This is a genomic window from Acinetobacter sp. 70_2 (genome assembly GCF_056736115.1).
This window is the reverse complement of sequence record NZ_JBWZIP010000015.1, coordinates 326,349-351,838: the sequence shown is the minus strand read 5'-3', so window position 1 is coordinate 351,838 and position 25,490 is coordinate 326,349. Positions and strand designations below refer to the sequence as shown.

Genomic DNA, 25,490 nt, shown 5'->3' with positions numbered 1-25,490 from the left:
AAGCATTTTGTGCACACTAGAGATATGAGGCGCTAAAATCGCTCTGTACGTTGTCATAAAAATATAAAAATCGTATGGTCTAATGAAAATAAAAAAGCCCGCAAGTTTGCGGGCTTTTTTATGAAAAACTTATTTAAAATCAAAACAAGCGATTCATACCGTTAAGTGCAGCTACACGGTAAGCTTCAGCCATGGTTGGATAGTTAAACGTTGTTTCGACAAAATATTTCAAAGTATTGTTTGGGCTGTGCATAACTGCTTGCCCAATGTGGATAATTTCGGCAGCGTTATTACCAAAACAGTGAATACCTAAAATTTCTAAAGTGTCGCGGTGGAAAAGAATCTTCAATTCACCCACTGTATCACCGGTAATTTGTGCACGAGCCAAATGACGGAAAGAAGCTTGACCTACTTCATACGGAATTTTCTCTTCCGTTAATTCCTGTTCATTTTTACCAATTGATGAGATTTCCGGAATGGTGTAAATACCCGTTGGGATATCACGTACTGGCTTCGCATCTTCACCACTCATGTTTGCGCCAGCACAGCGCCCTTGGTCATAAGCAGCAGAAGCAAGAGATGGCCAACCAATCACGTCACCAGCAGCATAGATGTTTTCAACTTCAGTTTGGTATTGATCATTTACTGAAAGCTGACCGCGGTTGTTTGGAACTAGCCCAACGTTCTCAAGACCTAAGCCTTCTGTGTTACCTGAACGGCCATTACACCAAAGAATCGCATCGGCTTTAATCTTTTTACCACTTTGTAAGTGTAAAACAACATGGTCATCAAATGTTTCAAGATGATCCATTTGTTCGTTGTGGCGAATTAACACACCTTGTTCACGTAAGTGATAAGACAAAGCATCGGCAATTTCATCATCTAGATAACTTAATAGTTTTTGCTGAGTATTAATCAAGTCAACTTTATGATCTAAACCAATAAAGATCGAAGCATATTCACAGCCAATAACGCCTGCGCCGTAAATAATGATTTTTTGAATTGAGTAATCAAGATCAAGAATTTTGTCTGAATCAAATACACGTGGATGGTCAAAGTCGAGACCTTGTGGATGATAAGGACGACTACCTGTCGCAATCACGATTTGCTTACAGATGATTGTTTCTTTAATGCCTTCATGGCTAAAAACTAAAACTGTATTTTTATCTTGAATATATGCACGGCCATGAAATACGCCGATTTTGTTGCGGTCATAAAAGCGTGTATGCGTATCAACCTGTTGTTGAATCACTTTGTGTGCGTTGCGCAAAACCTGTTTCATGGTGAACTGTTTCCATTCACCTACTTTTTGAAACATTGGATCACGTTGATAGCGAATAATACTAGAAACTGTTTGACGCAATGCTTTACTTGGAATCGTTCCTACGTGGGCACAGTTACCACCGAGTTGATCACGTACATCTACAATTGCAACACGCTTACCCGCTTTTGCAAGCTTCATTGCCGCGCCTTCACCTGCAGGTCCAGAACCGAGAACTACCGCATCGTACTTAACGAAATTCCCACTAACGACCTCTTTTTTACGTGGCATTGAAAGCTCCTTCCTCTCTTGAATGACCATATTTTATAATAGATTATGACTAATATGCGGTGAATTTATGTATTTCTCAACCCTATATTTCTGAATAACCACATTTATTATATGAATAGTTATTTTCCGCTATTAACCAAAGAACTCCGCTATAATACAATGTCAATGTCTCTATAAACGAGTGGAAAAGTTAAATATGTCAGAACACCGTAAACCTGAACAGGGTGTAAAACTTCGTGGCGCAGAAAAAGTCGCAAGAATTCCTGTAAAAGTTGTACCTACGGTTGAAGTGCCGCGTAAACCTGACTGGATTCGTGTCAAGATGACGGCACCAGAAGAAGTTCAGCGTATTAAAACCACTTTACGTGCTCAAAAACTCCATACCGTTTGTGAAGAAGCAGCTTGCCCTAACCTACCAGAATGTTTTGGTGGTGGTACAGCAACATTTATGATTATGGGTGATATTTGTACACGTCGTTGCCCGTTCTGTGATGTAGCACATGGTCGTCCAAATGCGTTAGACCCTGATGAACCTCGTCACATGGCAGAGACCATTGCCAATCTTAAACTCAAATACGCAGTAATTACTTCGGTTGACCGTGACGACCTGCTTGACGGCGGTGCACAACATTTTGTGGATTGTATTAAAGAAGCTCGTGCGCTTAGTCCAAATACATTACTCGAAATTTTAGTGCCAGACTTCCGTGGACGTATGGATATTGCTTTACGCATTATGACTGAATGTCCACCAGATGTTTTCAACCACAATATTGAGACTGTACCTCGTCTATATAAAGCGATGCGTCCAGGTTCAGATTACCAACATTCTTTAAACTTATTGAAAATGTTTAAAGAATACTGCCCTGACATCCCAACCAAATGTGGTTTGATGGTAGGTATTGGTGAAACTGAAGAAGAAGTGATTGCATTACTTGATGACTTACGTGCTCACGATGTTGACTATGTGACGATTGGTCAATACTTGCAACCTTCTAAACAACACGCGCCAATTGACCGTTTTGTAACACCAGAAGAGTTTGAACGTTATGCAGAGCATGGCCGTAAACTTGGCTTTAGAAATATCTGGTCTGCGCCAATGGTTCGTTCAAGTTACTTTGCTGATCGTCAATATCACGGTGAGCCAGTTCCAGAAGTTCGTCGTAAAGTAGATCCTGCTAAAAAAATCGCGGTTCAGGTCGTCGAAGCCTAATAAATTGAATGTCTCTAAAAGCCCTCTAAACTAGAGGGCTTTTTATTTGTATAAGAAAATCAATAACATTTCTTGACAAATCGATAAAACAAGCCATTACACATTCATTTAAAAATATCTTATATCTAAAAGCACGATATATCCCTGCTCTAGCATATACATCAATTGCGACATAAAAAATTAAATTTAAACAGCATTAAAAAATTAGCTAGTTAAGCCTTAAATCTCTCCTCGCTTTTTTGTAACTTCCAACTTGAGGGCTTATCTAGCAAGGAGCAAGTATGATTTTCCTACTCTTTGTTTTAAGTATTGTGATTCAGCTCGCTGCAATATGGGCAATTTTCTTTTTTAACCTAAACAGAGTCATTGGCAGCATTCTTATGATTGCGGTAGCTATACTTACCGCAATCATTTTAATGCCATGGTCACTGCTTTTAGGGATTCCTCTTATTGCTCTTAGCATTATTATTTTGTTTAAGCCTTTACGGTTTAGCTTAATTACAAAACCTGCTTATAAAACTCTGGCAAATTCAATGCCAAGCATCAGTACAACCGAACAAGAAGCATTGGAAGCAGGAACAAGCTGGTGGGAAAAAGAATTATTTATGGGTGCACCAGATTGGTCGCAATTTGAAAAGTATCCTTATCCTACACTTTCATCAGAAGAACAAAGTTTTATCGATAATGAAGTTGAAGTGCTATGCAGCATGCTTAATGAATGGGAAATTCACCATCAATTAAAAGACCTTCCTCCTGAAGTTTGGCAGTTCATTAAAGATAAAGGTTTCTTAGGCCTGATTATCCCCAAGTCCTTTGGTGGTAAAGAATTTAGCTCATTTGCTCAAAGCCGTATTATGAGCAAAATTGCGTCACGCTCATTAACTGCAGCAGTAAGTTGTATGGTTCCGAACTCTTTAGGACCTGGTGAACTACTCATGCACTACGGTACTGATGCGCAAAAGCAACAATACTTACCGGGTCTTGCCAAAGGTGAAGAAATTCCATGTTTTGGTTTAACCAGTCCTGAAGCTGGTTCAGATGCGGGTGCCATTCCAGATTCCGGTGTGGTGTGTTACGGCGAATATGAAGGCGCTCAAGTTCTTGGTCTACGCATGAATTTCTCTAAACGCTGGATTACGCTTGCTCCAATTGCCACAGTAGTTGGCCTAGCATTTAAGCTTTATGACCCTGAAGGTCTACTCGGCGATAAAAATAAAACCGAATACGGTATTACCTGTGCCCTCATTCCTGCAAGCCATGCAGGTGTAAAAATTGGAGCACGCCATTATCCCGGCTCTCCATTTATGAATGGAACAGTAGAGGGTGAAGATGTTTTCATTCCTATCGACTGGATTATTGGTGGTCAAGAAAATGCCGGAAAAGGCTGGCGCATGCTGATGGAATGCTTAGGTGTTGGGCGTGGTATTTCACTTCCAGCATTAGCTACAGCCGCAGGTGAAATGAGCTATTTAACTGTAGGTGCTTTTGCGAGAATTCGCCAACAGTTCAATATTTCTGTCGGCAAATTTGAAGGTGTGCAAGAAGCAAGCAGTGAAATTGCCAGTGATGCCTATATGCTTGAAGCATTCCGTTATTTAGTGACTTGTGGTTTAAATCAAGGCGGAACCCCTGCCGTGATGACCGCCATGGCAAAATACTATGCAACTGAAACTATGCGTAAAGTCATTAATCACGGCATGGATATTGCTGGTGGACGTGGTATTCAGCTTGGGCCTCGTAACTTCCTTGCCCTTACCTATCAAGCCATCCCGATTGCAATTACCGTCGAAGGTGCAAACATTTTAACCCGCTCACTCATGATCTTTGGTCAGGGTTCAATGCGCTGTCACCCTTATCTTTTTGAAGAGCTGCAATTACTTCAGTCTGAAGACAAAGCCAATGCAGTTCAAAAATTCGATGACCTGTTATTTAAACACTTAGCGTATACCTTTAATCGCGGTGCAAAATCATTTGCTTATGGTTGGACTGGTGGTTCAAGTGATGCACCGCAATCATCAGATCAGTTCACTTCAAGTTACTATAAAACCATTAACCGTTTCAGTGCCAACTTCGCCCTTGTTTCTGATATGTCGCTTGGCTTACTTGCAGGAGATTTAAAACGCAAAGAAATGCTATCGGGACGTTTAGCTGATATACATGCAAACTTATTTATTTCTACTGCGATTTTAAAATTTTATGAGGCTGGGCAAAAAACTGAAGCTGAACAATTGCACGCAAAACTAGCACTACAAAAAGCGTTCTTAAATATTCAGGAAGCATTTTGGGGGCTATTTGACAACTTCCCAGCCAAGCTTCCAGCAACATTTGTAAAATGGGTATGTTTCCCGCTAGGTCGTGTGATTTCAAAACCAGATGATGAATTAAAACAACAAGTCGCTGAACTTATGATGGAAGAACATCCGTTTAGAGAGCAGCTTAAACGCCATGTGTACTATTCAACTGAACCTAATGATGTCACTGGCCGTCTAGAGCACACGTTCCAGATTTTAAGAACTATTGAACCACTTTGGGATAAGTTTAAGAAAGCTGAATCCAAAGGCAAGTTTACAGGTCTTACATTTGAAGAGAACATTGCACAAGCGATAAAAGAAGGCTTTATTTCTGAAAGCGAAGCTCAACAATTATTGCAGTACAACGCAATTCGATTTGACAGCATGCTTACCGATGTTTTTGATGAAAAACTCGATAAGGATCTACCTTTGTCAAACCCTCATCAAATAGTGTGACTGGTGCCTCCACCAATTCACTATTGCAATGATTTTTGATTCGCATTAATTAATAAATAGCCATAAAAGCGTCACTCGACGCTTTTATTTTTAGGAGAAATTAATGTCTAAGCAAGATTACGAAAATGGATTAAAAGTACGCACAGAAGTGATGGGAGAAGCTTTTGTAAAACGTGCCCAAGAAAATACCGTACCCTTTACTCAGCCTTTACAAGACTGGATTAATGAACATGCATGGGGATCAACTTGGCAACGTGAAGGTGTACTTCCACGTAAATATCGCTCATTAATTACTTTAGCTATGCTAACCGCACTTAAATCGCCAACTGAACTTAAAGGCCATGTCCGTGGTGCACTCAACAATGGTTGTACAGTTGAAGAGATTCAGGAAACTTTATTGCATAGTCTGCCATATTGCGGTGCTCCCGCTACTCAAGAAGCTTTTCGTGCTGCTTTAGAAGTGATTCAAGAATATCAACAACAATAACTTCAATCTGAGCCAGAACTCTACTGGCTCACTTTGATCTAATTTAATTTAGTCGAATAAATATTTAAATTACGATCACCAATTACAATAGCCTGTCGACAAATTCCTTCTGCTTTACGTTGATTCTCAAAAACTGCTGCCGACATCGGCTCAAAACTATCAAAAAAGCAAATTTCTTTTGAATCTATAGAATAAACAAGAGACTGATTACCGACCCCATCCAAAGTGTCGTAGTACACGATTACCATTTGCCCATTTTGAATTGCGACTTGAATGTCATAATAGCTCAGTGCTGGTCCCGTTGGTATTTTTAATACCTTTGCTTCTTTATAACTCATGCGTTCGCTGGGGCTAATGTTAGGATCTTTATCTGAGTGAAATGAAACATCAAATCCAAACTTTTTTAAAGCAACAGCTAAAGCAATGGTATAGGTACCATCTTGCTCATATCGGCAAACTTTAATTAACTCAGCAACATCAATTTGTACCCCATAATGCTTTAGCACCATCCAAACTGCAAAAACACCACTGTTTGCCTCGAGGTTTGCCAAAGATTCGGGAATATTTAAGGCCATAATTTAAATCTAAAGTCGTAATTAAGCAGATAATAAACAAAACTGGATTGGCACTAAAAGCTTTTCCAAGTACAATGTTTCACTAGTCGAGGGATGCTGCGACAAATGATCGGCACTAAAGATCATTTTGCCAGGCTCGACGATCGGTTAAACAATCGTTTTAACCAACAACGGCATCCGCGAACAGAATGATCAATACTATTTTTTCCTAGGAGATCCTGATGAACGCGGTTAATGCTTCATTTACAGATTACAAAGTTGCTGACATCTCACTTGCTGACTACGGTCGTAAAGAAATCAAACTTGCTGAAGCAGAAATGCCGGCTCTGATTGGCTTACGTAAACGCTATGCAGCATCTAAACCACTTGCTGGTGCAAAAATTCTTGGTTGTATTCACATGACCATTCAAACAGCGGTTCTAATTGAAACGCTTGTTGAATTAGGTGCTGAAGTTCGCTGGACATCATGTAACATTTTCTCGACTCAAGACCACGCTGCTGCTGCAATTGCTGCTCGCGGTATTCCAGTTTTTGCTTGGAAAGGTGAAACTGAAGAAGAATATGTATGGTGTCTTGAACAACAAATCAATGTAAATGGTCAACCTTGGGATGCCAACATGATCTTGGACGATGGCGGTGACTTAACTGCTCTTGTTCACGACAAATACCCTGCTCTTTTAGAACGTATTCACGGTATTACCGAAGAAACAACTACAGGTGTTCAACGTCTTATCGAAATGTGGAAAGACGGTTCTTTGAAAGTACCTGCAATTAACGTAAATGACTCAGTTACTAAGTCTAAAAACGACAACAAATATGGCTGCCGTCACTCATTAAATGACGCAATCAAACGTGCTACAGATATGTTGTTATCTGGCCGCCGTGCGCTTGTGATCGGTTACGGTGACGTAGGTAAAGGTTCTGCTCAATCTTTACGTCAAGAAGGTATGATTGTTCGTGTAACAGAAGTTGACCCAATTTGTGCAATGCAAGCATGTATGGACGGCTATGAAGTTGTATCTCCATACAAAAACGGCGTACAAACAGGTAAAGAAGAAGACATTAACCACGACCTTCTTGGTAACACTGACCTTGTTGTAACAACGACTGGTAACTACCACGTGTGTGATGCAGCAATGTTAGACAGCTTAAAAGCTGGTGCAGTTGTATGTAACATCGGTCACTTCGATACAGAAATCGACACTGCGTATTTACGTGGTTACAAGTGGGTTGAAGTTAAGCCACAAGTTCACCAAGTTTATCGTTCAGAAGACGAAAACAACTACCTTATCCTTCTTTCTGAAGGTCGCCTTGTAAACCTAGGTAATGCAACTGGTCACCCATCACGCGTGATGGACGGTTCTTTTGCTAACCAAGTTTTAGGTCAAATTCACTTATTCCAAGAGAAATTTGCTGACCTTCCTGCAAGTGAAAAAGCTGCAAAAATTCGTGTAGAAGTTCTTCCTAAGAAACTTGATGAAGAAGTTGCTGCGGCAATGGTTGCAGGTTTTGGTGGTGTACTTACTCAGTTAACTCAAGAGCAAGCCGATTATTTAGGCGTAGCTGTTGAGGGACCATTCAAGTCTGACGCTTACAAGTACTAAGAACTTAAGGGCAGACGGTGAACCGACTGCCCTTTTTTCTAAATAATGTTTCGCTGTTTACAAGGATTTGACATGACTAAACGTACACCTATTTCTTTTGAGTTTTTCCCGCCAAAAACTGATGCTGGTGCTGAAAAACTTCGTATTGTTCACCAAGAATTACAGCTATTAAACCCTGAGTTTTTCTCAATTACTTATGGTGCTGGTGGTTCTACTCGTGAGCGTACGCTTGCTGCCATTGATGATTTCAACGGTAAAGGCACGCCTGTTGCTCCTCACCTCTCTTGTATTGGCGATGATAAGACACGTATTGCTGAACTACTCGATTTGTACAAGGCACAAGGCATTGACCGTATAGTCGCTTTGCGTGGTGACTTACCATCTGGTCAGGTTGGACTTGGCGAGCTTCCTTATGCTCAAGATTTAGTACGTTTTATTCGTGAACACTCAGGTGATCATTTTCATATTGAAGTTGCAGCTTATCCAGAAATGCATCCTCAAGCTGAAAGCCTTGATTCAGATATCCAACGTTTTATTGAAAAAGTACAGGCTGGTGCCAATGCAGGAATTACCCAATTCTTCTTTAATCCAGACTCATATTTTTATTTTATAGAGCGTTTGGAGAAAGCTGGAATTAATATTCCGGTCGCTCCTGGTATCATGCCAATTACCAATGCAAGCAACTTAATTCGCTTTGCAGATGGCACTGGTGCTGAAATTCCTCGCTGGATTCGTAAGCAATTACAAGCCTATGGTGATGACAGTGAAAGTATTAAAGCTTTTGGTCATGAAGTTGTTGTTAAGCTATGCGAACGCCTGATTGCAGGTGGTGCACCGAGCTTGCACTTCTACTCAATGAACCAAGTCGAACCAACTCGTCAACTTGTTGTTGATCTTGGTTTAAATTAATTTTGTAAGGCGTACCCAATGAATCGTTTTTTTATCGAAACTGAACTTACAGTTGGCTCAACAATTCAACTGACTGAATCGGTATTCCATCATTGGGTACGTGTTTTACGCGCACAACTACAAGAACAAGCGACGCTATTTAATGGGCAAGGTGGCGAATATCTCGCGACACTCACCGAAATTAATAAAAAAAATGCATTTGTCACCATTGAGAATTTTAATCCTGAAAACCGTAATGCTCCTTTTAAAGCTGTTCTTGGTCAGGTCATGAGTAAAGGTGACCGAATGGATTATGCCATTCAAAAAGCCACCGAACTTGGTGTAAGCAAAATCCAGCTTTTAACCAGTGAACGTTGTGAAATGCGTTTAAAATATGACAGAGATCAAAAAAAATTAGATCATTGGCAAGCCGTTGCAATTGCAGCATGCGAGCAATGTGGGCTTAACTTAGTCCCAGAAGTTTTAGCGCCAATTTCTCTTCATGAATGGTTAAATTCTTCTGATCTTCCTGCATCTAAATTTGTTTTAGCTCCGGAAAAAGAACAAAAAGATGTATTGGCAGGAATACAACCCGAACTTGCTCTCTTAATTGGTCCAGAGGGTGGTTTAAGTGAAAATGAAATTACTCAGGCCAATGAAGCAGGTTTTATGAACTGGTGCATTGGAGACCGTGTATTACGCACTGAAACTGCCCCAGTTGTTGCATTATCTATTTTAAATTATCGGTTTTTATCCATATAAACTAATTGAACATTGATTAAATCAACAATTAAAGTTAACTTACTTTTACTGTATGAATATTAATTTAAATTTTTTTCCACTGATAAATCAGATTCTTTCTGTATAAATGTAAAAAAATAGGATAGAAAAATCTTATGTCTGGCCTTCAGGAAGAATATTTACAGCATCAAACCAAAATTGAACAGCTCCGGCTCTCAATTCAATATATTCGCTGGTATCTGATTAGCTTAATATTACTTTGTCTGATTTCAGCCATTATTTTCTCTTGTTACTTTATTTCTTACATTACTAAATTTATTTGGTCAATTGGCTTTACTGTTTTAACTTTTACTTGTCTATTATTTATTCCAAAACTTTTAACCCAGTATCGTGATATTAATTTTATTAAAAAAACTGATTTAACGCTGCAAGGTATTTGTTTGCTCTCTGGAATTTTAATGGGAATAAATATAATTGTTCTTCATTTTTCACTTCCAGCTACATTAATATCCGTCTCTGATGTTCATATCCTCATTGCTCTATTTATTACCTCAGCACACATTATTGGCCTGACCTTTCTGACTCAGCAGCCCCGATATTTTTATTTACTGTTTATTCCAAGTACAGTTCCACTCATTATTAGTCAATTTACCCATTCTCAAATCACGCAACTTCCTTTTTACTTTGCTTATAACTTAGCCTTTGTCGCAACTTTACTTTGTGCTTATGCAACTCAACGTAACTATCAAAAAATCTCTCAACTACTATTTAAAAATAAACAACTCGTACAAGTCGCAGAACAGCATACACAATGGGCTGAAGAATTATGTGTACAGCTTCAGCAAGAAGTAAATAAATCCAAAGATATTGAGGCACAGCTTCAATTTAATAATCATTTACTCGAACAAAAAGTACGTGAAAGAACATACGACTTAACTAAAATGAATGAGAGGCTTGAAAGCAATCATCATAATTTAGCATTTGCCCATGAAACCGCAGGTATTCGACCGTGGGACTGGGATATTGAAAAACAAAAACTAGAAATCACTTTCTTTGATCAGCAAAAACAAACGCAAAATACGTCTTTACACCTCAAGACCATATTAGAGCGTATTCATCCCAATGACCGACAATTATTTGATGAGCGTTTAAAAGAACACTTGGAAGGAAAATCTGATCATTTCAATATTACTTTCCGTATCTTACGTCGTAATGGCTCTTGGCGTTGGATTCATGATGTAGGTCGTGTCATTAGCCGTGATCCTAAAACCAATAAAGCTTTACGTATGGTCGGAATGACCAGAGATATTCATCAAGAAAAAAAAGATCAAGAGCATCTAAGACTCTGCGCTATTGTGCTTGAACAAGCTGCTGAAGGAATTTTTATTCTAGATGAAAAACTTAATTATATTGATGTTAACCCCTATTATGAAAAATTAACTGGTTTTTCAAAGTCTGAATTATTAAATCAGCAGCTATTTAACATCGCAATAAATCAGAAATTACAGCAACAACAGTTTCATGACTCAATTACTCAACAACTTCTAAAAACTGGCGAATATATGGGCCAATTTGATGAAAAGTTTGCATCGGGTAAGAGTGTTTATTTATGGCTTCATATTAATGCAGTGAAAGATGAACACAACCAAGTTATTAATTATATTGGTTTTGCACGTGATTTAACTGAGCAAAAACGCCAAGAGCAACATTTATCTTATTTAAAAAATTATGATAGTTTAACTCACCTTCCTAACCGTTTTTATTACTACAATCAATTACATCAGTATTTAGTCAATCCCTCTTATAGTTTTAAAAATTTGGCATTAATAAGAATTAATATTGATAGATTTAGAGCATTTAATGAATTTCTAAATAATGATAGTGGCGATGAACTGCTAAAACAATTCGCACAGCGTCTACGACTCACTAATATTAATGCCATTTTAGTTGCTTATTTAAATGGGGATGATTTTGCAATCATTTATGAAATATCACCGATTCACCCAAATATTGAGCAATATTGCCAAAATATATTACAAGCATTAAATGCCCCTTTTTATATTGATCAGCAAGAATATTTTATTACAGCCTCTATTGGAGTTGCTTGTTTTCCTGAGCACGGCAGACAAATTGACCATCTCAACAACCACGCAGAACAAGCATTGTCCGAAGCAAAACGCTTGGGTGGCAATACTATTAGCTACTATTGTAATAAAACAACGAATCCCTATAAGACAGCAGATTTAGAACAAGAGCTACGAAAAGCCATTCAAAATGATGAATTTGTGGTCTATTACCAACCAAAAATTAATTTAAATGATAAATCGGTTAAGGGCTTTGAAGCTTTAATTCGCTGGCAGCATCCTGAAAAAGGACTAGTTATGCCAAATATGTTCATTCCTTTTGCCGAGCGTAGTAGTCTTATTTCCGATATTGGTAAAGTTGTTTTAGATAAAGTCGGCAAACAATTACAAGAATGGAAAAATGCTGGCTATACAGATATTCAAGTCTCTGTAAATATTGTGGCTCAACAAATTCACCGTGGATTATTGCTTAACGATTTAGATGAATTTTTAGAGAAATATCAGCTAGATGGCTCAAATATTGAACTAGAAATTACTGAATCAGCTTTATTGGACAATACCGATAATGTGAAGAAACTATTGCACTCAATTAAAGAGCGCAACATTTCGATCGCACTCGATGATTTTGGTACTGGCTATTCATCTTTAGCTTATCTAACCGAATACCCAATTGATGTTTTGAAAATTGATCGAGCCTTTATTTCGAAAATCGGTGATCAAAAACAAGAAGCTATTGTCAATGCCATGATTGCAATGGGCAAAAGTATGGGACTTAAACTGGTTGCTGAAGGTGTTGAAACTGAAGAGCAAGTTATTTATCTACAAAAACAACAATGTGATTTTTTACAAGGCTATTTCTTTAGTCGCCCGCTCCATCCAAATCAGATTATTCAATATCTACAATCAAATACGTATATTTCATAATTGTTTTAACAGTCTATTTTACATGCGCTGGTTTTTCCAAAAATGAGCGTTTTTGACTGTGAGAAATAAAGAAGTAGTGTTATATTCTTTAGCATTTAGCTCACTACGGGGCTATTGGCAATTCGTCTACTATTCTCTTAATTGGTAAAAATTAAAGCATAGTAAAAGAACTGAGTTGCCTCCCCCTAAATGAGTGATTTGACTAGTTTGCTTTTTTGTATCAAATAGAGACTCAGATGGACGATCAATCTTTAAAACAGGCCGCTTTAAATTACCACGAATATCCAAATCCAGGGAAAATCAGCGTCACGCCTAGTAAGCAACTCGTCAACCAACGAGATTTGGCTCTAGCTTATTCACCAGGGGTTGCTGCTCCATGTTTAGAGATTGAACGTGATCCTTCAGCTGCTGCAAAATACACTGCACGTGGCAACTTGGTTGCTGTTGTAAGTAACGGTACTGCGGTTCTTGGTTTAGGTAACATTGGTCCATTAGCTTCTAAACCAGTAATGGAAGGTAAAGGCGTTCTGTTCAAAAAGTTCGCTGGTGTTGACGTATTTGATATTGAAATTGCTGAAAACGATCCAGATAAAATCGTTGATATTGTTGCTTCATTAGAACCAACTTTCGGCGGTATTAACCTTGAAGATATCAAAGCGCCAGAATGTTTCTATATCGAGAAGAAACTTCGTGAACGCATGAAAATTCCTGTGTTCCATGATGACCAACACGGTACAAGTATTATTGTAGGTTCAGCATTATTAAATGCTCTACAACTGGTTAACAAGAAAATTGAAGAAATCAAAATTGTTGCTTCAGGCGCAGGTGCTGCTGCCCTTTCTTGTTTAGATTTACTTTGCGCTCTAGGCGTAAATAAAGAAAATATCATTGTTGCCGATTCTCGTGGTCTACTTACGACTTCACGTGAAGGCTTAGATGAATCTAAAAAACGTTATGTACAAGACATTAAAGCGACGCAATTACATGAAGTAATGGCTGGTGCAGATATGTTCTTGGGTCTTTCAGCTGCGGGTATTCTCACCAAAGATATGGTGAAACAAATGGCTGAAAATCCAATTATCTTTGCTTTGGCAAACCCGGATCCAGAAATTTTACCTGAACATGCACATGAAGTACGTCCTGATGTCATCATGGCAACTGGTCGTTCGGACTACCCGAACCAAGTAAACAACGCTTTATGTTTCCCTTATATCTTCCGTGGCGCACTTGATGTAGGTGCGACAACCATTAACGAAGATATGAAAATTGCATGTGTACACGCAATTGCACGTATGGCTCATGTAGAAGCTGATGCTGCAACATATGGTGAAAAATCTGCTTCATTTGGTCGTGACTACTTAATTCCACGTCCACTTGACCAACGCTTGATTTTAGAAATCGCGCCTGCTGTTGCTAAAGCTGCAATGGACTCAGGTGTTGCAACTCGTCCTATCGAAGATTTCTCTGCATATCGTCAAAAACTTTCTGAGTTTGTTTATAACTCAGCATTCTTGATGAAACCAATCTTTGCTCAAGCAAAAACAGATCCTAAACGTATTGCATACGCTGAAGGTGAAGATGAGCGCGTATTACGTGCTGTTCAAATTGCAGTTGATGAAGATTTAGCTAAACCAATTTTAGTTGGTCGTACTGCAGTCATTGAAGCAAATATCAAAAAATTAGGCCTACGTTTACAACATGGCGTGAACATTGAGATTGTAGATCAAGAACAAAACCCAATGTATGAAGAGTTTTGGAAAGACTACTATCAAACAATGCAACGTAAAGGCATTACTGTTGAATATGCTCAACGTGAAGCTCGCCGTCGTTCAACTTTAATCGCATCTCTTCTGGTTAAATTTGGTAAAGCAGACGGTATGTTATGTGGTACTTACAGTAGCTATAACATTCACCTTGATTTCGTACGTAACGTTATTGGCCTTAAAGAAGGTATGAACAACTTCTTTACGCTAAATGCATTAATGCTTGAAGACCGTAACTTGTTTATTGCTGATACGTATGTAAACACTAACCCGACTGCTGAACAACTTGCTGAAATGACAATTTTAGCAGCTGAAGAAGTACGTCGCTTTGGTATTACACCACGTGTAGCTTTACTTTCTCACTCAAGTTTCGGTAGCGACCAGACTGATTCAAGTGCTCAAAAAATGCGTGAAGTTTATCGTATTTTATCTGAGCAAGCTCCTGAGCTTGAAGTTGAAGGTGAAATGCATGGTGATGCAGCATTAGACGAAAGCATTCGTCAATATGCTTTCCCAGGTTCACGCTTCAAAGGTTCAGCAAACTTGCTTATTATGCCGAACCTAGATGCAGCAAACATTTCATTTAACTTGTTAAAAGCAACTTCTGGTAACAACGTTACAATTGGTCCAATTTTGCTAGGTGCTGCTAAACCAGTTCATATTTTGACACCTACAGCGACGACTCGCCGTCTTATCAATATGACTGCTTTAACAGTTGCTGAGATTCAACAACAAGAAAAGTAATTTAGAAACCGCTTTTTACGAAAAGCCTTTCTAATGACTTGAGAAAACCTCTATTCTGTAGCATGATTGCTTGAAGAATAGAGGTTTTTTCATGCAAGTGTATTTAGTAGGCGGTGCTGTTCGAGATTATTTACTTGGGCACCCCTATCAAGAAAAAGACTATGTTGTGGTCGGTGCAACGCCGGAACACATGCTCGCCCAAGGTTTCCAACCTGTAGGCAAAGATTTCCCTGTGTTTCTTCATCCCCAAACCAAAGAAGAATATGCACTTGCACGAACCGAGCGAAAGTCTGGTCAGGGATATCACGGTTTTCAATTCTTTACTGATACCACTGTAAGTTTAGAAGACGACTTAATTCGTCGTGACTTAACTATTAATGCAATAGCCATGGATCAAGACGGCAAAATATACGATCCATATGGTGGCCAAAGCGACTTAGAAAATAAAATTTTGCGTCATGTTTCGGAAGCATTTGCTGAAGATCCTTTACGGGTTTTACGTGTTGCTCGTTTTGCAGCTCGATATTTCCCATATGGTTTTCAAATTGCTCCTGAGACCTTGCAGCTTATGCAAACCATGGCAGAGTCAGGCGAACTAGATGCATTAACACCAGAGCGTGTCTGGAAAGAAACTTCTCGCGCTTTAATGGAAACTCATGCTGATATTTATTTCCAAACTTTGCGTGATTGCGGCGCATTGAAACATCTTTTCCCTGAGATTGATGCGTTATTCGGTGTGCCTCAACGCCCTGAATACCATCCAGAGGTAGATTGTGGCGTTCATACCCTCATGTCTCTGCAACAAGCTTGTAAATCGAATTATTCACTCGATGTACGTTTTGCTGTTTTAGTACATGATCTGGGTAAAGCGCTTACTCCAGCCGATGAGCTTCCTCGTCATATCATGCATGAAGAACGTGGAATTAGACCGGTTACTCAATTATGTGAGCGTTTAAGAGTTCCAACACAAACCAAGCAATTGGCATTATCAGTGTGTAAAGAACATTTAAAATGCCACCAGATTATGTCATTAAAACCAGGCACTTTATGGCGTCTATTACAGCGCTTAGATGTTTTACGTCGCCCAGAAAGAGTTGAGGCTTTTGTCCAAGCCTGTGAATGCGATGCAAAAGGAAGATTAGGACTAGAAGATCGTCCGTATCCTCAAGCTCAATATATGCGTGAAGCCATGCAGATTGTTCGCTCTATTAAAGTTCAGGATTTACCAGAGAACATTAAAGGTGCGGAAATTGGTGAAATGCTCATTCAATATCGAATTGAGGCTTTAGCTGAGTTTAAAAACCAACATCAAAGTCTTAGCCACTCTTAATCAGTAGTCATAAAAAAAGCCTCATCATGAGGCTTTTTTTATTGAGGTTCTAACGTTTAGGAAGCGGGATATACTGGGATTGCGTATTTTGCGCTTTTCGCTCACCCACAGTCACAACAAAGTTTTGTTGTTTCCCATCTCGTTCAACCAACACATTAATTTCGCTATTTGGCGCTTGTAAAGCCACGTAATTAATCAAATGAGAAGCCGAAGTAATCGGTTCATTATTTACCTGAACAATTTTATCGCCAACTTTAATGCCAGCAGAAGCCGCTGGACCACTTTTTAATACATCAGCAACAACTACACCTACTGGTGGTTTTGGTGCCAATACATCATCTTGTGTAGGTGGAAGTAAACTAATACCTAACCAACCACGAACTACACGACCATCTTTTAAAATTGAGTTGAGTACTTGTTGACAAACCTTAGCAGGAATTGCGAAGCCAATACCTAAAGAACCACCTGATTGTGAAAAAATAGCAGTATTCACACCAATCAAATTACCAGCCACATCAATTAAAGCCCCACCTGAATTCCCAGGGTTAATTGCTGCATCAGTTTGAATAAAGTCTTCATAGGTATTAATACCTAAATCTGAGCGACCTGTTGCTGAAACAATACCTTGGGTTACCGTTTGCCCAACACCAAACGGATTACCAATTGCTAAAACAACATCACCTACCTCATTACCACTTAACTTAAATGGCAATACTGGCAGCTTATCTAAATCGATTTTAATGACTGCCAAATCGGTATCTGGATCAGTTCCAACAATTGTAGCTTCTGCACGACGCCCGTCATGTAAAGCAACTACAATCTGGTCAGCTTGAGCAATCACATGATTATTGGTAAGGATATAGCCATCAGCACGAACAATAACCCCTGAACCTAAGCTATTTTCATTTTGCTGTTGTTGTTCGGGAACCTGATTTCCAAAAAATTCACGGAAAACCGGATCACTTAATAAAGGATGATTTTGTTTAACTTTCTGGGTCGTAAAAATATTAACAACTGCCGGCGCTGCAACTTTTACCGCAGCACTATAAGACACCACCCCGCCCGTTCGAGAAGTATCCACCAGTGGCTCAACTTTCTCAGCAGGCATTTGCACCCCATCAACTGCAACAGTTGGTTTCGGCTGATGGTATTTTTGCCATGCAATAAAACTGGCAATTACAATAATAAGTAACACCCAAGGTAACCATGTAAAGGTGCGGCGCACGTTCATATCCTCTACGCAAAGAAGTTTTTAATTAAATTAATATATTGAACAAAAAGAGTTTTCAGTTAAGCATTTTAAATTAAATATGTCGATATACATAAAAAAGTCAAAAAAGATTTGTCTAGCTTTAGTTACACAACAAAATATGTTTCTATAGCTTTAGCAACTATTTACTACTCAATTCAGGAAATATCATGGCGAATTTGCATGAAATTATTCAGTGGTGCGACCAAACCTTAAAAGCAGCAGAGTTTAAAGATTACGCACCAAATGGCCTGCAAATTGAAGGTTCAACTGAAGTAAAACGTATTCTTTGTGCGGTTACTGCTTCTGAAGATGCAATTGATGCAGCAATTGCTCAAAATGCAGACTTATTACTCGTACATCACGGTTATTTTTGGAAGGGCGAACCATATCCAATCACTGGTATGCGAGGCAATCGCATTAAAAAACTTATTCAAAATAATATTTCATTAGTGGCTTACCATCTACCTTTAGATGCGCATCCAAGTTTAGGCAATAATATCGCTATTGCAGAAAAACTAAACTTACAAAATTTAGAACCCCTTGATCCAAATGAGAAACATCCGATTGGTAATATTGGTTATTTAGAACAAGCGCTTTCTGTAGATCAATTTAAAGCAAAACTACAAAACAGTTTTGATTTTAAAGTGATTCACTTACCAGCGGAAAAACAAAGCATTCAAAAAGTAGGCTTCTGTACAGGAGGCGCTCAAGATTTTATTGCTAAAGCTGCTTTGCAAAACTGCGATGCTTACATTTCAGGCGAAGTCAGTGAACGAACTTTTTATGAAGCAAAAGAATTAGGTGTTCATTATTTTGCCTGTGGTCACCATGCAACCGAACGTTATGGTGTTCAACGTTTGGCACAAGCTATTTCAAAACAGTTCTCTGTTGAAAGTGAATATTTTGAATTGAATAATCCGATTTAATTAAGTCTTTTTTTCAATCTGTGTTATGCGTATTAATTAGATCTTTATTGTGTATAGTTCTTTAAAACGATGCCCTATTGTGAACAGAATCATTTACAATAGAGCCACTTAATATTGTATAACCCAGCAAATGCAAGGAATAGAACATGACAACCATTACTTTACCTGCACTTCCATATGGCTATGATGATTTAGCGCCACATATCAGTAAAGAAACTTTAGAATACCATCACGACAAACACCACAATACCTATGTTGTTAACTTAAACAACTTAATCAAAGGTACTGACCTTGAAGGTAAAACTTTAGAAGAAATCATTAAAGCAACTGCTGGTGATGCATCTAAAGCTGGTATTTTCAACAACGCTGCTCAAGTTTGGAACCACACGTTCTACTGGAACAGCATGAAACCAAACGGTGGTGGTAAGCCTACTGGCGCGATCGCTGCTAAAATTGACGAAGCTTTTGGTAGCTATGAAAAATTTGCAGAAGAATTTACTGCTGCTGCAACGACTCAATTCGGTTCAGGTTGGGCTTGGTTAGTTGCTGATGAAGTAAACGGTAAACTTTCTATTACTAAAACTTCTAATGCAGACACTCCACTTGCACATGGTCAAATTGCTGTATTAACAATTGACGTATGGGAACATGCTTACTACATCGATTTCCGTAACTTACGTCCTAAATACATCGCAACTTTCTTAGAAAGCCTTGTGAACTGGGACTATGCAAATGCAAAACTTGCAGGTCAACCAGCTGGTGTAGAGAAATAAGTTTATTTCTTTATAAAAAACCACCCTCTTTAGGGTGGTTTTTTTATTTTTAGTACAACAAAAGCATATTAATCAAGCAAACGATTCATTTTCTTTAATATTCTTATTGACGCTTTTAGATTTCATCCATAAAATGCGCATCAGATTCTCCAATAGCTCAGTCGGTAGAGCGACGGACTGTTAATCCGCAGGTCCCTGGTTCGAGCCCAGGTTGGAGAGCCATCTACTAATCTCCCATAGCTCAGTCGGTAGAGCGACGGACTGTTAATCCGCAGGTCCCTGGTTCGAGCCCAGGTGGGAGAGCCAAGATTCTAAAAGCCCGCATTTATTGCGGGCTTTTTCTTTTCTAATCATTTAATAATTTTCTATTATTTTGAATAAAATCAATGTTTCGAGTATTTTTAAGCCAATCAGTTAGATATTCGCTTTAATTCTCTTATTAACCCTTGACCTAGCCCCCTTTCCTGCCTAAAATCCTTTTCCAGATTCTCCCATAGCTCAGTCGGTAGAGCGACGGACTGTTAATCCGCAGGTCCCTGGTTCGAGCCCAGGTGGGAGAGCCAAGATTCTTAAAAACCCACTCATTACGAGTGGGTTTTTATTTGTATGATGTTATCCCATGTTCGAATCGAGTCATTTATTTTTTATTATTTTAGGTTGCTTAAGCACCTGCATTTTTCTTGTTGTTTGTTTACGTCCCTATTTATTTCCAAAACAAAAATTCTTTGCCCGTCCTGTCATTACTAATTTTGAAACTCAGATGTTTATACGTTTAAAACAGAGTTTCCCCAGTTACCATGTTTTAGCTCAAGTGGCCTTTAGCGCGTTAATTACCAGTAATGATTATAAAATTCGTAGTCAGTTCAACCGTAAAGTTACCGACTTTGTGGTACTAAACGACAAAATGGAAGTCATTGCAATTATTGAATTAGATGACCCCTCTCATCTTGAGAAAGCAGAAGAAGACCGTATCCGTGATCAAATGCTTACCGAAGCAGGTTATATCGTAAAACGATATACAAGCATTCCTAGCGTACGCCAACTACAAAGAGATATTCTTTAAATAGCTAATACTATTTTTTATCCGAATTTGCAGCTTCTTTCTCAGCTATTCTTTTTTCCATTTCTAAACGTTGCTGCTCATATTGCTTTTTATTCTCAGCATCACTCTTTGCAGCAAAGAAAAGTATTGCAATAATCAAAAAAGGAATAAGCAACCCTAATCCCATTAATAGCCAAGGAACAGATTTCTTTTCAACAGGTTGCTGGCTCATAAGTGCTTTAAACTCGAACATCGTTAATTTTAAGATATGTAACAATATAACAAAAAAGAGCCCTTTTTAGGACTCTTTTAAATTGAATATTTTAAATACAAAAATTATTGTGCTACACCAGTGCATTCAAAATTCTTACTTGCATCTATTACCGATGGATCGAGCACGATATTGGTTTTTGCTGGCATCTTAGATTGTACAAATTGATAAATTTCAGCATTTCTACATACAATCGCTTGAGTATGGGCAGCCCCTAGAACAGGTACAAACGTCACGTCAGTTCCCATATTTTTAAGCCCCTTTTGCAAGGCATCTGTGACTGGATATGGTACAGCCATATCAGCAGTACCTTGAACAATCATGACAGGTGAATTAATTTTTTTAGTAGCAGGTTGGTTATCTACCAAGAATTTTTTCACAGTTGGGTTTTCTTGGAAATTACCCGCTAAACCAGGATAATCAGTAACTGTTTTACCAGCATTAGCCGCAAGATAATCACGAATATCAGCTGCAAATTTATTATGTAAATCGGTTAAGCACATACCATTTTCGCCTGTAGTGCCCTCTGCGAACTCAGCTATACTTTGTGAACGTTGTTGGAAAATTTCACGATAATTAAATTTAGGCTCATAAGCCGTAATACCTACCGTGGTATATGCAGCATATGCAAGTAGCTCAGCATAAACTTCTACAGCCGTACCAATAGGTGCTGTACCAGCTTGCTCTTTTTTAAGAATATCTTGGATTGCTTGTGGTGCAACTGTAGAAATAATATAGCCAAGGCTAGAAGCTGGTGCTGTTGCAACTGCACCTTTATAGTTGGTGTCGTTATTTGCAAACTCTGCAGTACCTAGTGAAGCATGCCCACCTTGAGACTGTCCAATCGACATCCACGCACCGTTTAGCTGATTACCATAATGATCTTTTGCAGCCTTAACCGCTGCAATTGCAGATTTAGCTTCACTTCCCAAATTAAGGTATGGATGCATTCCTCGCGTACCTAAACCTTCATAGTCTGGGGCAATCACAACATAGCCAGCTGCCAATAAAGTATCTGCTAAAATTTTGAAACGTGGATTAATTGTATTATTGCTTGGTGCACAACCATCCCCTACACCTACTGTTCCATGTTCCCAGACCACGACCCTATAACCATCTTTAGGTTGAGCAATTTTAGGGAACATGACAAGTGCCGTTGCTTGAGCTGTGTTCCCTTGTACATTCTCCATGTTATAGGTCATCACTTTGATAGATGCAGCGCCACTTAAACTGTCCTGAGAATAGTTTTTTTCTGAAATATAAGTTTTATCAGGGTTTACACCAATATAGTCATCATCATTGTCATCACAGGCTGCAAGAAAAAAAGTTGAAGCTGTTAATGTTATAGCTAAAGCAATGTTTGACCGTTTCATACAATATCCTTTTTATGTTATGTGTTATTTATTCCGCATATTTCTTATGCACAAATATTAAGACATAAAAAAAGTGCTCTGCATAGAACACTTTTCAACCTCACGGTCATTTTTACTATATGAAATTTAAAAATATTCCTATAAAAATGATTAATCCAACCCAGCGATTGTGACGAAATGCCCAGAAACAAACCTGAGGGTTGCGGTCTTTGGTTTTAATTGTTTGATATATAAAATCGAATGCCACAACAATTAAAGTAATGATCGCCCATGGAAATAAGATATTTTCTAAATATAACGCCGTTCCTATCAAAACAAGACTGGTTGCTTGTAAAAGTGCAATAATTTGGATGTCATACCGACCAAAAAGAATAGCTGTAGATTTCACACCAATTTTTAAATCATATTCACGATCGGTAATTGCATATTGAGTGTCATAAGCCACTGTCCAAGCCAAATTGCCAAAATAGAGCAACCAACAAGTTAAATCTAAGGGCTTACCCATTGCTGTAAAAGACATTGGAATGCCCCAAGAAAATGCCATACCTAATACGACTTGAGGTAAATGGGTATATCTTTTCATGAAAGGATATATAAATGCTAAAACCAACCCTCCTAACGCACAATAAAATGTCGCGATAGGTAAAAAGAAAAGCGTACAAGCACTTGCAAATACTAAAGCTAAAAATACATATATAGCTTCTCTTGGGCGAATTACACCAGTTGCTAAAGGACGAGTTTTTGTACGTTCTACATGACCATCCACTTTACGATCAGCAAAGTCATTAATGGCACAGCCAGCAGCACGCATAAAAATTGTACCTAATACCATTGCTAAAAGAATATGTAGAGGCGGCATTCCCTCTGCTGCAACCCAAAGTGCCCACATGGTTGGCCAAAACACCAGCTCAGTTCCAATTGGCTTATCAAATCGGCATAGATAATAATAAGCCTCTAAACGCTGACGCCATGTTGTGCCTGTTGCAGTCGTCATAGTAATTCCTTGTCGTGCTGCTGATATAAAAAAGCTTCAAAAGCCGGTAAGAATGTTTCTTGAACAATAAATTTACATCCATGCCAAGTATAGCAACTTTGTCGCGTCCAGCCTTCTGGTAAGCGAATAACACGGCGGTCACACAGAGGTGTTGTTCTTTGAAATAAAAAACGGCCTATCGGTTTAGAACCAATATGCTGAAATATACGGGCTTTTTTTTGTAAACTTTGAATTGGAAAAATACTTTTTGCTTTTACCCATGGCTCAACTTCACAGCCATATAAATAAGTTTCCCTCACCCATGAAGTGTGGGTATGAGGCATACTCATCCATTGACTGTCTGCAAAAGTTAAACGTTGAAAGTGTTCTTTAAAAGGCTTTACGCTGAACTGTCCACCGCCAAGTTCAGTCAATTGTTGGGTCAGAGAACCAGACGCATACAACCATGTTTTCAATGCAGGATTTAAAACTTGTTCCTGTTTAAGTACTGGTTGTCGTTTACGCATAATCTGCTCACATGAAAACTCGCACCTAGTTTACCCCAATTTTTTGATAAAAAACGTAGATAATTCAATCAACATTCTAAGCAATAAAAAAGCCTGCATAAGCAGGCTTTTTTAAGAAATACGTATTACAAGCTGTAGTACATATCGAATTCAACTGGGTGAGTAGTCGTGTTAAGACGACGTACATCTTCAGTTTTAAGTTCGATGTATGCATCAAGCATTTCTTTAGTGAACACGCCACCTTTTAACAAGAATTCGTGATCTGCTTGAAGTGCTTCAAGAGCCATATCTAAGCTATGAGCAACTGTTGGGATTTTTGCTTCTTCTTCTGGAGGAAGGTCATACAAGTTCTTATCGGCAGCTTCGCCCGGATGGATCTTGTTTTGGATACCGTCGATACCAGCCATTAACAATGCAGCGAAACCTAAGTACGGGTTCATCATTGGGTCTGGGAAACGAGCTTCGATACGCTTACCTTTAGGGCTAGAAACGTATGGAATACGGATAGACGCAGAACGGTTACGCGCTGAGTAAGCAAGCATAATTGGTGCTTCGAAGTGAGGAACCAAACGCTTGTATGAGTTTGTAGATGGGTTTGTGATTGCATTCAATGCACGAGCGTGCTTGATGATACCACCGATGAAGTACAACGCCATTTCTGAAAGGCCAGCATATTCATCACCAGCAAACAAGTTCTTGCCATCTTTAGAGATAGACATGTGAACGTGCATACCAGAACCGTTATCACCTACCATTGGTTTAGGCATAAACGTAGCTGTTTTTGCATATTGATGTGCAACGTTCCAAACAGCATATTTGAACTGTTGAACTTCGTCAGCTTTACGAACAAGAGTGTTGAAGCTCACACCAATTTCTAACTGGCAAGAAGCAACTTCGTGGTGATGTACTTCTACACGACCTGGGCCCATGATGTCTTCGATTTTTGCACACATTTCTGCACGCATATCTTGTGAAGAATCAACTGGAGGAACTGGGAAGTAACCACCTTTAACGCGTGGACGGTGACCAGAGTTACCAGACTCATAGCTGTTACCAGTAGACCAAGCAGCTTCTTCAGCGATTAATGTATGACGAGCGCCAGACATATCGATGTCCCATTTCACTTCGTCAAATACAAAGAATTCCGGTTCTGGACCGAAGAATGCAGTATCACCGATACCTGTAGATTTTAAGTATTCTTCTGCACGGCGAGCAATCGAACGTGGGTCACGCTCATAACCTTGACCAGTTGAAGGTTCAATAACGTCACAAGTCACAACTACAGTTGGTTCAGCAAAGAACGGGTCGATGAAACCAGTTTCCGCATCTGGACGTAAGATCATGTCAGATGCTTCAATACCTTTCCAACCAGCGATTGAAGAACCATCAAACATTTTACCGTCTTCAAAAGTATCTTCATCAATAGAATCAGCTGGGTAAGTTACGTGCTGTTCTTTACCCTTAGTATCAGTAAAGCGAAAATCGACCCATTTTGCGCCACTTTCTTGTATGAGTTGAAGGACCTTGTTCGCCATGCTCATTTTGCTCCAATGAAATTTTGTTGCACTTGTTAAGTGCGTGTTAGTTGCTGGTATTTATTAAGCAATTTTCATACCAACTTTATAAGACTTACCTAAAACATTGAATTACTTATAAGTATTCATGATTTAGGCCCCTTGTCTTGAACCCATTATACTGTTTGCT

At 38.9% G+C, this 25,490-nt stretch carries 20 protein-coding genes and 3 tRNA genes; 15 read left to right on the top strand and 8 right to left on the bottom strand.

The features are described from left to right. Positions 1–139 precede the first annotated feature (139 nt). Complete coding sequence (gene sthA, locus AC1PJ9_RS10630; protein ID WP_004700414.1) at positions 140–1,552, bottom strand: Si-specific NAD(P)(+) transhydrogenase; 1,413 nt, start codon at positions 1,550–1,552, stop codon at positions 140–142. A 196-nt stretch (positions 1,553–1,748) separates the two neighbouring features. On the opposite strand from sthA, the gene lipA reads away from it, so the two are divergent. The 3 genes from lipA (at position 1,749) to AC1PJ9_RS10615 (ending at position 5,996) form a co-directional block, all read left to right on the top strand. Beyond that, complete coding sequence (gene lipA, locus AC1PJ9_RS10625) at positions 1,749–2,762, top strand: lipoyl synthase (RefSeq protein WP_001289255.1); 1,014 nt, start codon at positions 1,749–1,751, stop codon at positions 2,760–2,762. Positions 2,763–3,043: 281 nt separating this feature from the next. Next, complete coding sequence (locus tag AC1PJ9_RS10620) at positions 3,044–5,509, top strand: acyl-CoA dehydrogenase (RefSeq protein WP_311086869.1); 2,466 nt, start codon at positions 3,044–3,046, stop codon at positions 5,507–5,509. A 103-nt stretch (positions 5,510–5,612) separates the two neighbouring features. Then, a complete protein-coding gene (locus AC1PJ9_RS10615; RefSeq protein ID WP_000043121.1) occupies positions 5,613–5,996 on the top strand; it encodes a carboxymuconolactone decarboxylase family protein in 384 nt (127 codons plus the stop codon). A 38-nt stretch (positions 5,997–6,034) separates the two neighbouring features. Here the strand turns inward: AC1PJ9_RS10615 and AC1PJ9_RS10610 are convergent, their stop codons facing one another. After that, on the bottom strand, positions 6,035–6,571 hold the full coding sequence (locus AC1PJ9_RS10610) for a cysteine peptidase family C39 domain-containing protein (protein WP_212511087.1): 537 nt from the start codon (positions 6,569–6,571) through the stop codon (positions 6,035–6,037). A gap of 221 nt (positions 6,572–6,792) precedes the next feature. On the opposite strand from AC1PJ9_RS10610, the gene ahcY reads away from it, so the two are divergent. From ahcY to AC1PJ9_RS10580, 6 genes are all read left to right on the top strand, one after another. Then, positions 6,793–8,175 carry an adenosylhomocysteinase gene (gene ahcY, locus AC1PJ9_RS10605; RefSeq protein ID WP_311086868.1) on the top strand — a complete coding sequence of 461 codons (1,383 nt, stop codon included), beginning with the start codon at positions 6,793–6,795 and terminating at the stop codon, positions 8,173–8,175. A gap of 72 nt (positions 8,176–8,247) precedes the next feature. Beyond that, positions 8,248–9,084 (top strand): methylenetetrahydrofolate reductase [NAD(P)H], encoded by an 837-nt coding sequence (gene metF / locus AC1PJ9_RS10600; RefSeq protein ID WP_311086867.1) that lies wholly within the window; start codon positions 8,248–8,250, stop codon positions 9,082–9,084. A gap of 18 nt (positions 9,085–9,102) precedes the next feature. Continuing rightward, positions 9,103–9,825, top strand: a complete 723-nt coding sequence (locus tag AC1PJ9_RS10595) for a 16S rRNA (uracil(1498)-N(3))-methyltransferase (protein WP_311086866.1) — start codon at positions 9,103–9,105, stop codon at positions 9,823–9,825. 134 nt (positions 9,826–9,959) lie between these two features. Further along, positions 9,960–12,812, top strand: a complete 2,853-nt coding sequence (locus AC1PJ9_RS10590; protein ID WP_311086865.1) for a putative bifunctional diguanylate cyclase/phosphodiesterase — start codon at positions 9,960–9,962, stop codon at positions 12,810–12,812. 236 nt (positions 12,813–13,048) lie between these two features. Continuing rightward, positions 13,049–15,319, top strand: a complete 2,271-nt coding sequence (locus AC1PJ9_RS10585; RefSeq protein ID WP_151817803.1) for an NADP-dependent malic enzyme — start codon at positions 13,049–13,051, stop codon at positions 15,317–15,319. Between the two features lie 91 nt (positions 15,320–15,410). Further along, on the top strand, positions 15,411–16,649 hold the full coding sequence (locus AC1PJ9_RS10580) for a multifunctional CCA addition/repair protein (protein WP_311086864.1): 1,239 nt from the start codon (positions 15,411–15,413) through the stop codon (positions 16,647–16,649). A 49-nt stretch (positions 16,650–16,698) separates the two neighbouring features. On the opposite strand, the gene AC1PJ9_RS10575 is transcribed toward AC1PJ9_RS10580, so the two are convergent. Then, on the bottom strand, positions 16,699–17,874 hold the full coding sequence (locus AC1PJ9_RS10575; protein WP_151817802.1) for a S1C family serine protease: 1,176 nt from the start codon (positions 17,872–17,874) through the stop codon (positions 16,699–16,701). A gap of 194 nt (positions 17,875–18,068) precedes the next feature. Between AC1PJ9_RS10575 and AC1PJ9_RS10570 the strand changes: the two genes are divergently transcribed. The 6 genes from AC1PJ9_RS10570 to AC1PJ9_RS10545 all read left to right on the top strand — a co-directional run bounded on the left by AC1PJ9_RS10570 (position 18,069) and on the right by AC1PJ9_RS10545 (position 20,663). Continuing rightward, positions 18,069–18,827 (top strand): Nif3-like dinuclear metal center hexameric protein, encoded by a 759-nt coding sequence (locus AC1PJ9_RS10570; RefSeq protein ID WP_311086863.1) that lies wholly within the window; start codon positions 18,069–18,071, stop codon positions 18,825–18,827. 146 nt (positions 18,828–18,973) lie between these two features. Then, on the top strand, positions 18,974–19,600 hold the full coding sequence (locus tag AC1PJ9_RS10565) for a superoxide dismutase (protein WP_000208083.1): 627 nt from the start codon (positions 18,974–18,976) through the stop codon (positions 19,598–19,600). Between the two features lie 146 nt (positions 19,601–19,746). Further along, positions 19,747–19,822 (top strand) — tRNA-Asn (locus tag AC1PJ9_RS10560). A gap of 8 nt (positions 19,823–19,830) precedes the next feature. Next, positions 19,831–19,906: transfer RNA gene (locus AC1PJ9_RS10555), tRNA-Asn, on the top strand. A 181-nt stretch (positions 19,907–20,087) separates the two neighbouring features. After that, positions 20,088–20,163: transfer RNA gene (locus AC1PJ9_RS10550), tRNA-Asn, on the top strand. Positions 20,164–20,219: 56 nt separating this feature from the next. After that, positions 20,220–20,663 (top strand): DUF2726 domain-containing protein, encoded by a 444-nt coding sequence (locus AC1PJ9_RS10545; RefSeq protein WP_311086862.1) that lies wholly within the window; start codon positions 20,220–20,222, stop codon positions 20,661–20,663. 10 nt (positions 20,664–20,673) lie between these two features. Here AC1PJ9_RS10545 and AC1PJ9_RS10540 read toward each other — a convergent pair whose 3' ends face one another. The 5 genes from AC1PJ9_RS10540 to glnA all read right to left on the bottom strand — a co-directional run bounded on the left by AC1PJ9_RS10540 (position 20,674) and on the right by glnA (position 25,327). Beyond that, complete coding sequence (locus AC1PJ9_RS10540) at positions 20,674–20,874, bottom strand: hypothetical protein (protein WP_311086861.1); 201 nt, start codon at positions 20,872–20,874, stop codon at positions 20,674–20,676. 104 nt (positions 20,875–20,978) lie between these two features. Continuing rightward, positions 20,979–22,286, bottom strand: coding sequence for an alpha/beta hydrolase (locus AC1PJ9_RS10535; protein WP_311086860.1), 1,308 nt, complete (start codon positions 22,284–22,286; stop codon positions 20,979–20,981). A gap of 115 nt (positions 22,287–22,401) precedes the next feature. Next, the gene (gene ubiA, locus AC1PJ9_RS10530) at positions 22,402–23,280 is read right to left on the bottom strand and encodes a 4-hydroxybenzoate octaprenyltransferase (RefSeq protein ID WP_311086859.1); all 879 of its coding nucleotides are present in this window, start codon (positions 23,278–23,280) and stop codon (positions 22,402–22,404) included. Beyond that, on the bottom strand, positions 23,277–23,786 hold the full coding sequence (locus AC1PJ9_RS10525) for a chorismate--pyruvate lyase family protein (protein WP_198072309.1): 510 nt from the start codon (positions 23,784–23,786) through the stop codon (positions 23,277–23,279). The genes ubiA and AC1PJ9_RS10525 overlap by 4 nt, the downstream gene beginning before the upstream one ends. Before the next feature lie 125 nt (positions 23,787–23,911). After that, positions 23,912–25,327 carry a type I glutamate--ammonia ligase gene (gene glnA / locus AC1PJ9_RS10520; protein WP_171057781.1) on the bottom strand — a complete coding sequence of 472 codons (1,416 nt, stop codon included), beginning with the start codon at positions 25,325–25,327 and terminating at the stop codon, positions 23,912–23,914. Positions 25,328–25,490 lie beyond the last annotated feature (163 nt).

Bases quoted from the DNA above. Each gene is read 5' to 3' on its own strand.
- sthA (WP_004700414.1), bottom strand. From the start codon at position 1,552: ATGCCACGTAAAAAAGAGGTCGTTAGTGGGAATTTCGTTAAGTACGAT.
- lipA (WP_001289255.1), top strand. From the start codon at position 1,749: ATGTCAGAACACCGTAAACCTGAACAGGGTGTAAAACTTCGTGGCGCA.
- AC1PJ9_RS10620 (WP_311086869.1), top strand. From the start codon at position 3,044: ATGATTTTCCTACTCTTTGTTTTAAGTATTGTGATTCAGCTCGCTGCA.
- AC1PJ9_RS10615 (WP_000043121.1), top strand. From the start codon at position 5,613: ATGTCTAAGCAAGATTACGAAAATGGATTAAAAGTACGCACAGAAGTG.
- AC1PJ9_RS10610 (WP_212511087.1), bottom strand. From the start codon at position 6,571: ATGGCCTTAAATATTCCCGAATCTTTGGCAAACCTCGAGGCAAACAGT.
- ahcY (WP_311086868.1), top strand. From the start codon at position 6,793: ATGAACGCGGTTAATGCTTCATTTACAGATTACAAAGTTGCTGACATC.
- metF (WP_311086867.1), top strand. From the start codon at position 8,248: ATGACTAAACGTACACCTATTTCTTTTGAGTTTTTCCCGCCAAAAACT.
- AC1PJ9_RS10595 (WP_311086866.1), top strand. From the start codon at position 9,103: ATGAATCGTTTTTTTATCGAAACTGAACTTACAGTTGGCTCAACAATT.
- AC1PJ9_RS10590 (WP_311086865.1), top strand. From the start codon at position 9,960: ATGTCTGGCCTTCAGGAAGAATATTTACAGCATCAAACCAAAATTGAA.
- AC1PJ9_RS10585 (WP_151817803.1), top strand. From the start codon at position 13,049: ATGGACGATCAATCTTTAAAACAGGCCGCTTTAAATTACCACGAATAT.
- AC1PJ9_RS10580 (WP_311086864.1), top strand. From the start codon at position 15,411: ATGCAAGTGTATTTAGTAGGCGGTGCTGTTCGAGATTATTTACTTGGG.
- AC1PJ9_RS10570 (WP_311086863.1), top strand. From the start codon at position 18,069: ATGGCGAATTTGCATGAAATTATTCAGTGGTGCGACCAAACCTTAAAA.
- AC1PJ9_RS10565 (WP_000208083.1), top strand. From the start codon at position 18,974: ATGACAACCATTACTTTACCTGCACTTCCATATGGCTATGATGATTTA.
- AC1PJ9_RS10545 (WP_311086862.1), top strand. From the start codon at position 20,220: ATGTTCGAATCGAGTCATTTATTTTTTATTATTTTAGGTTGCTTAAGC.
- AC1PJ9_RS10540 (WP_311086861.1), bottom strand. From the start codon at position 20,874: ATGAGCCAGCAACCTGTTGAAAAGAAATCTGTTCCTTGGCTATTAATG.
- AC1PJ9_RS10535 (WP_311086860.1), bottom strand. From the start codon at position 22,286: ATGAAACGGTCAAACATTGCTTTAGCTATAACATTAACAGCTTCAACT.
- ubiA (WP_311086859.1), bottom strand. From the start codon at position 23,280: ATGACGACTGCAACAGGCACAACATGGCGTCAGCGTTTAGAGGCTTAT.
- AC1PJ9_RS10525 (WP_198072309.1), bottom strand. From the start codon at position 23,786: ATGCGTAAACGACAACCAGTACTTAAACAGGAACAAGTTTTAAATCCT.
- glnA (WP_171057781.1), bottom strand. From the start codon at position 25,327: ATGAGCATGGCGAACAAGGTCCTTCAACTCATACAAGAAAGTGGCGCA.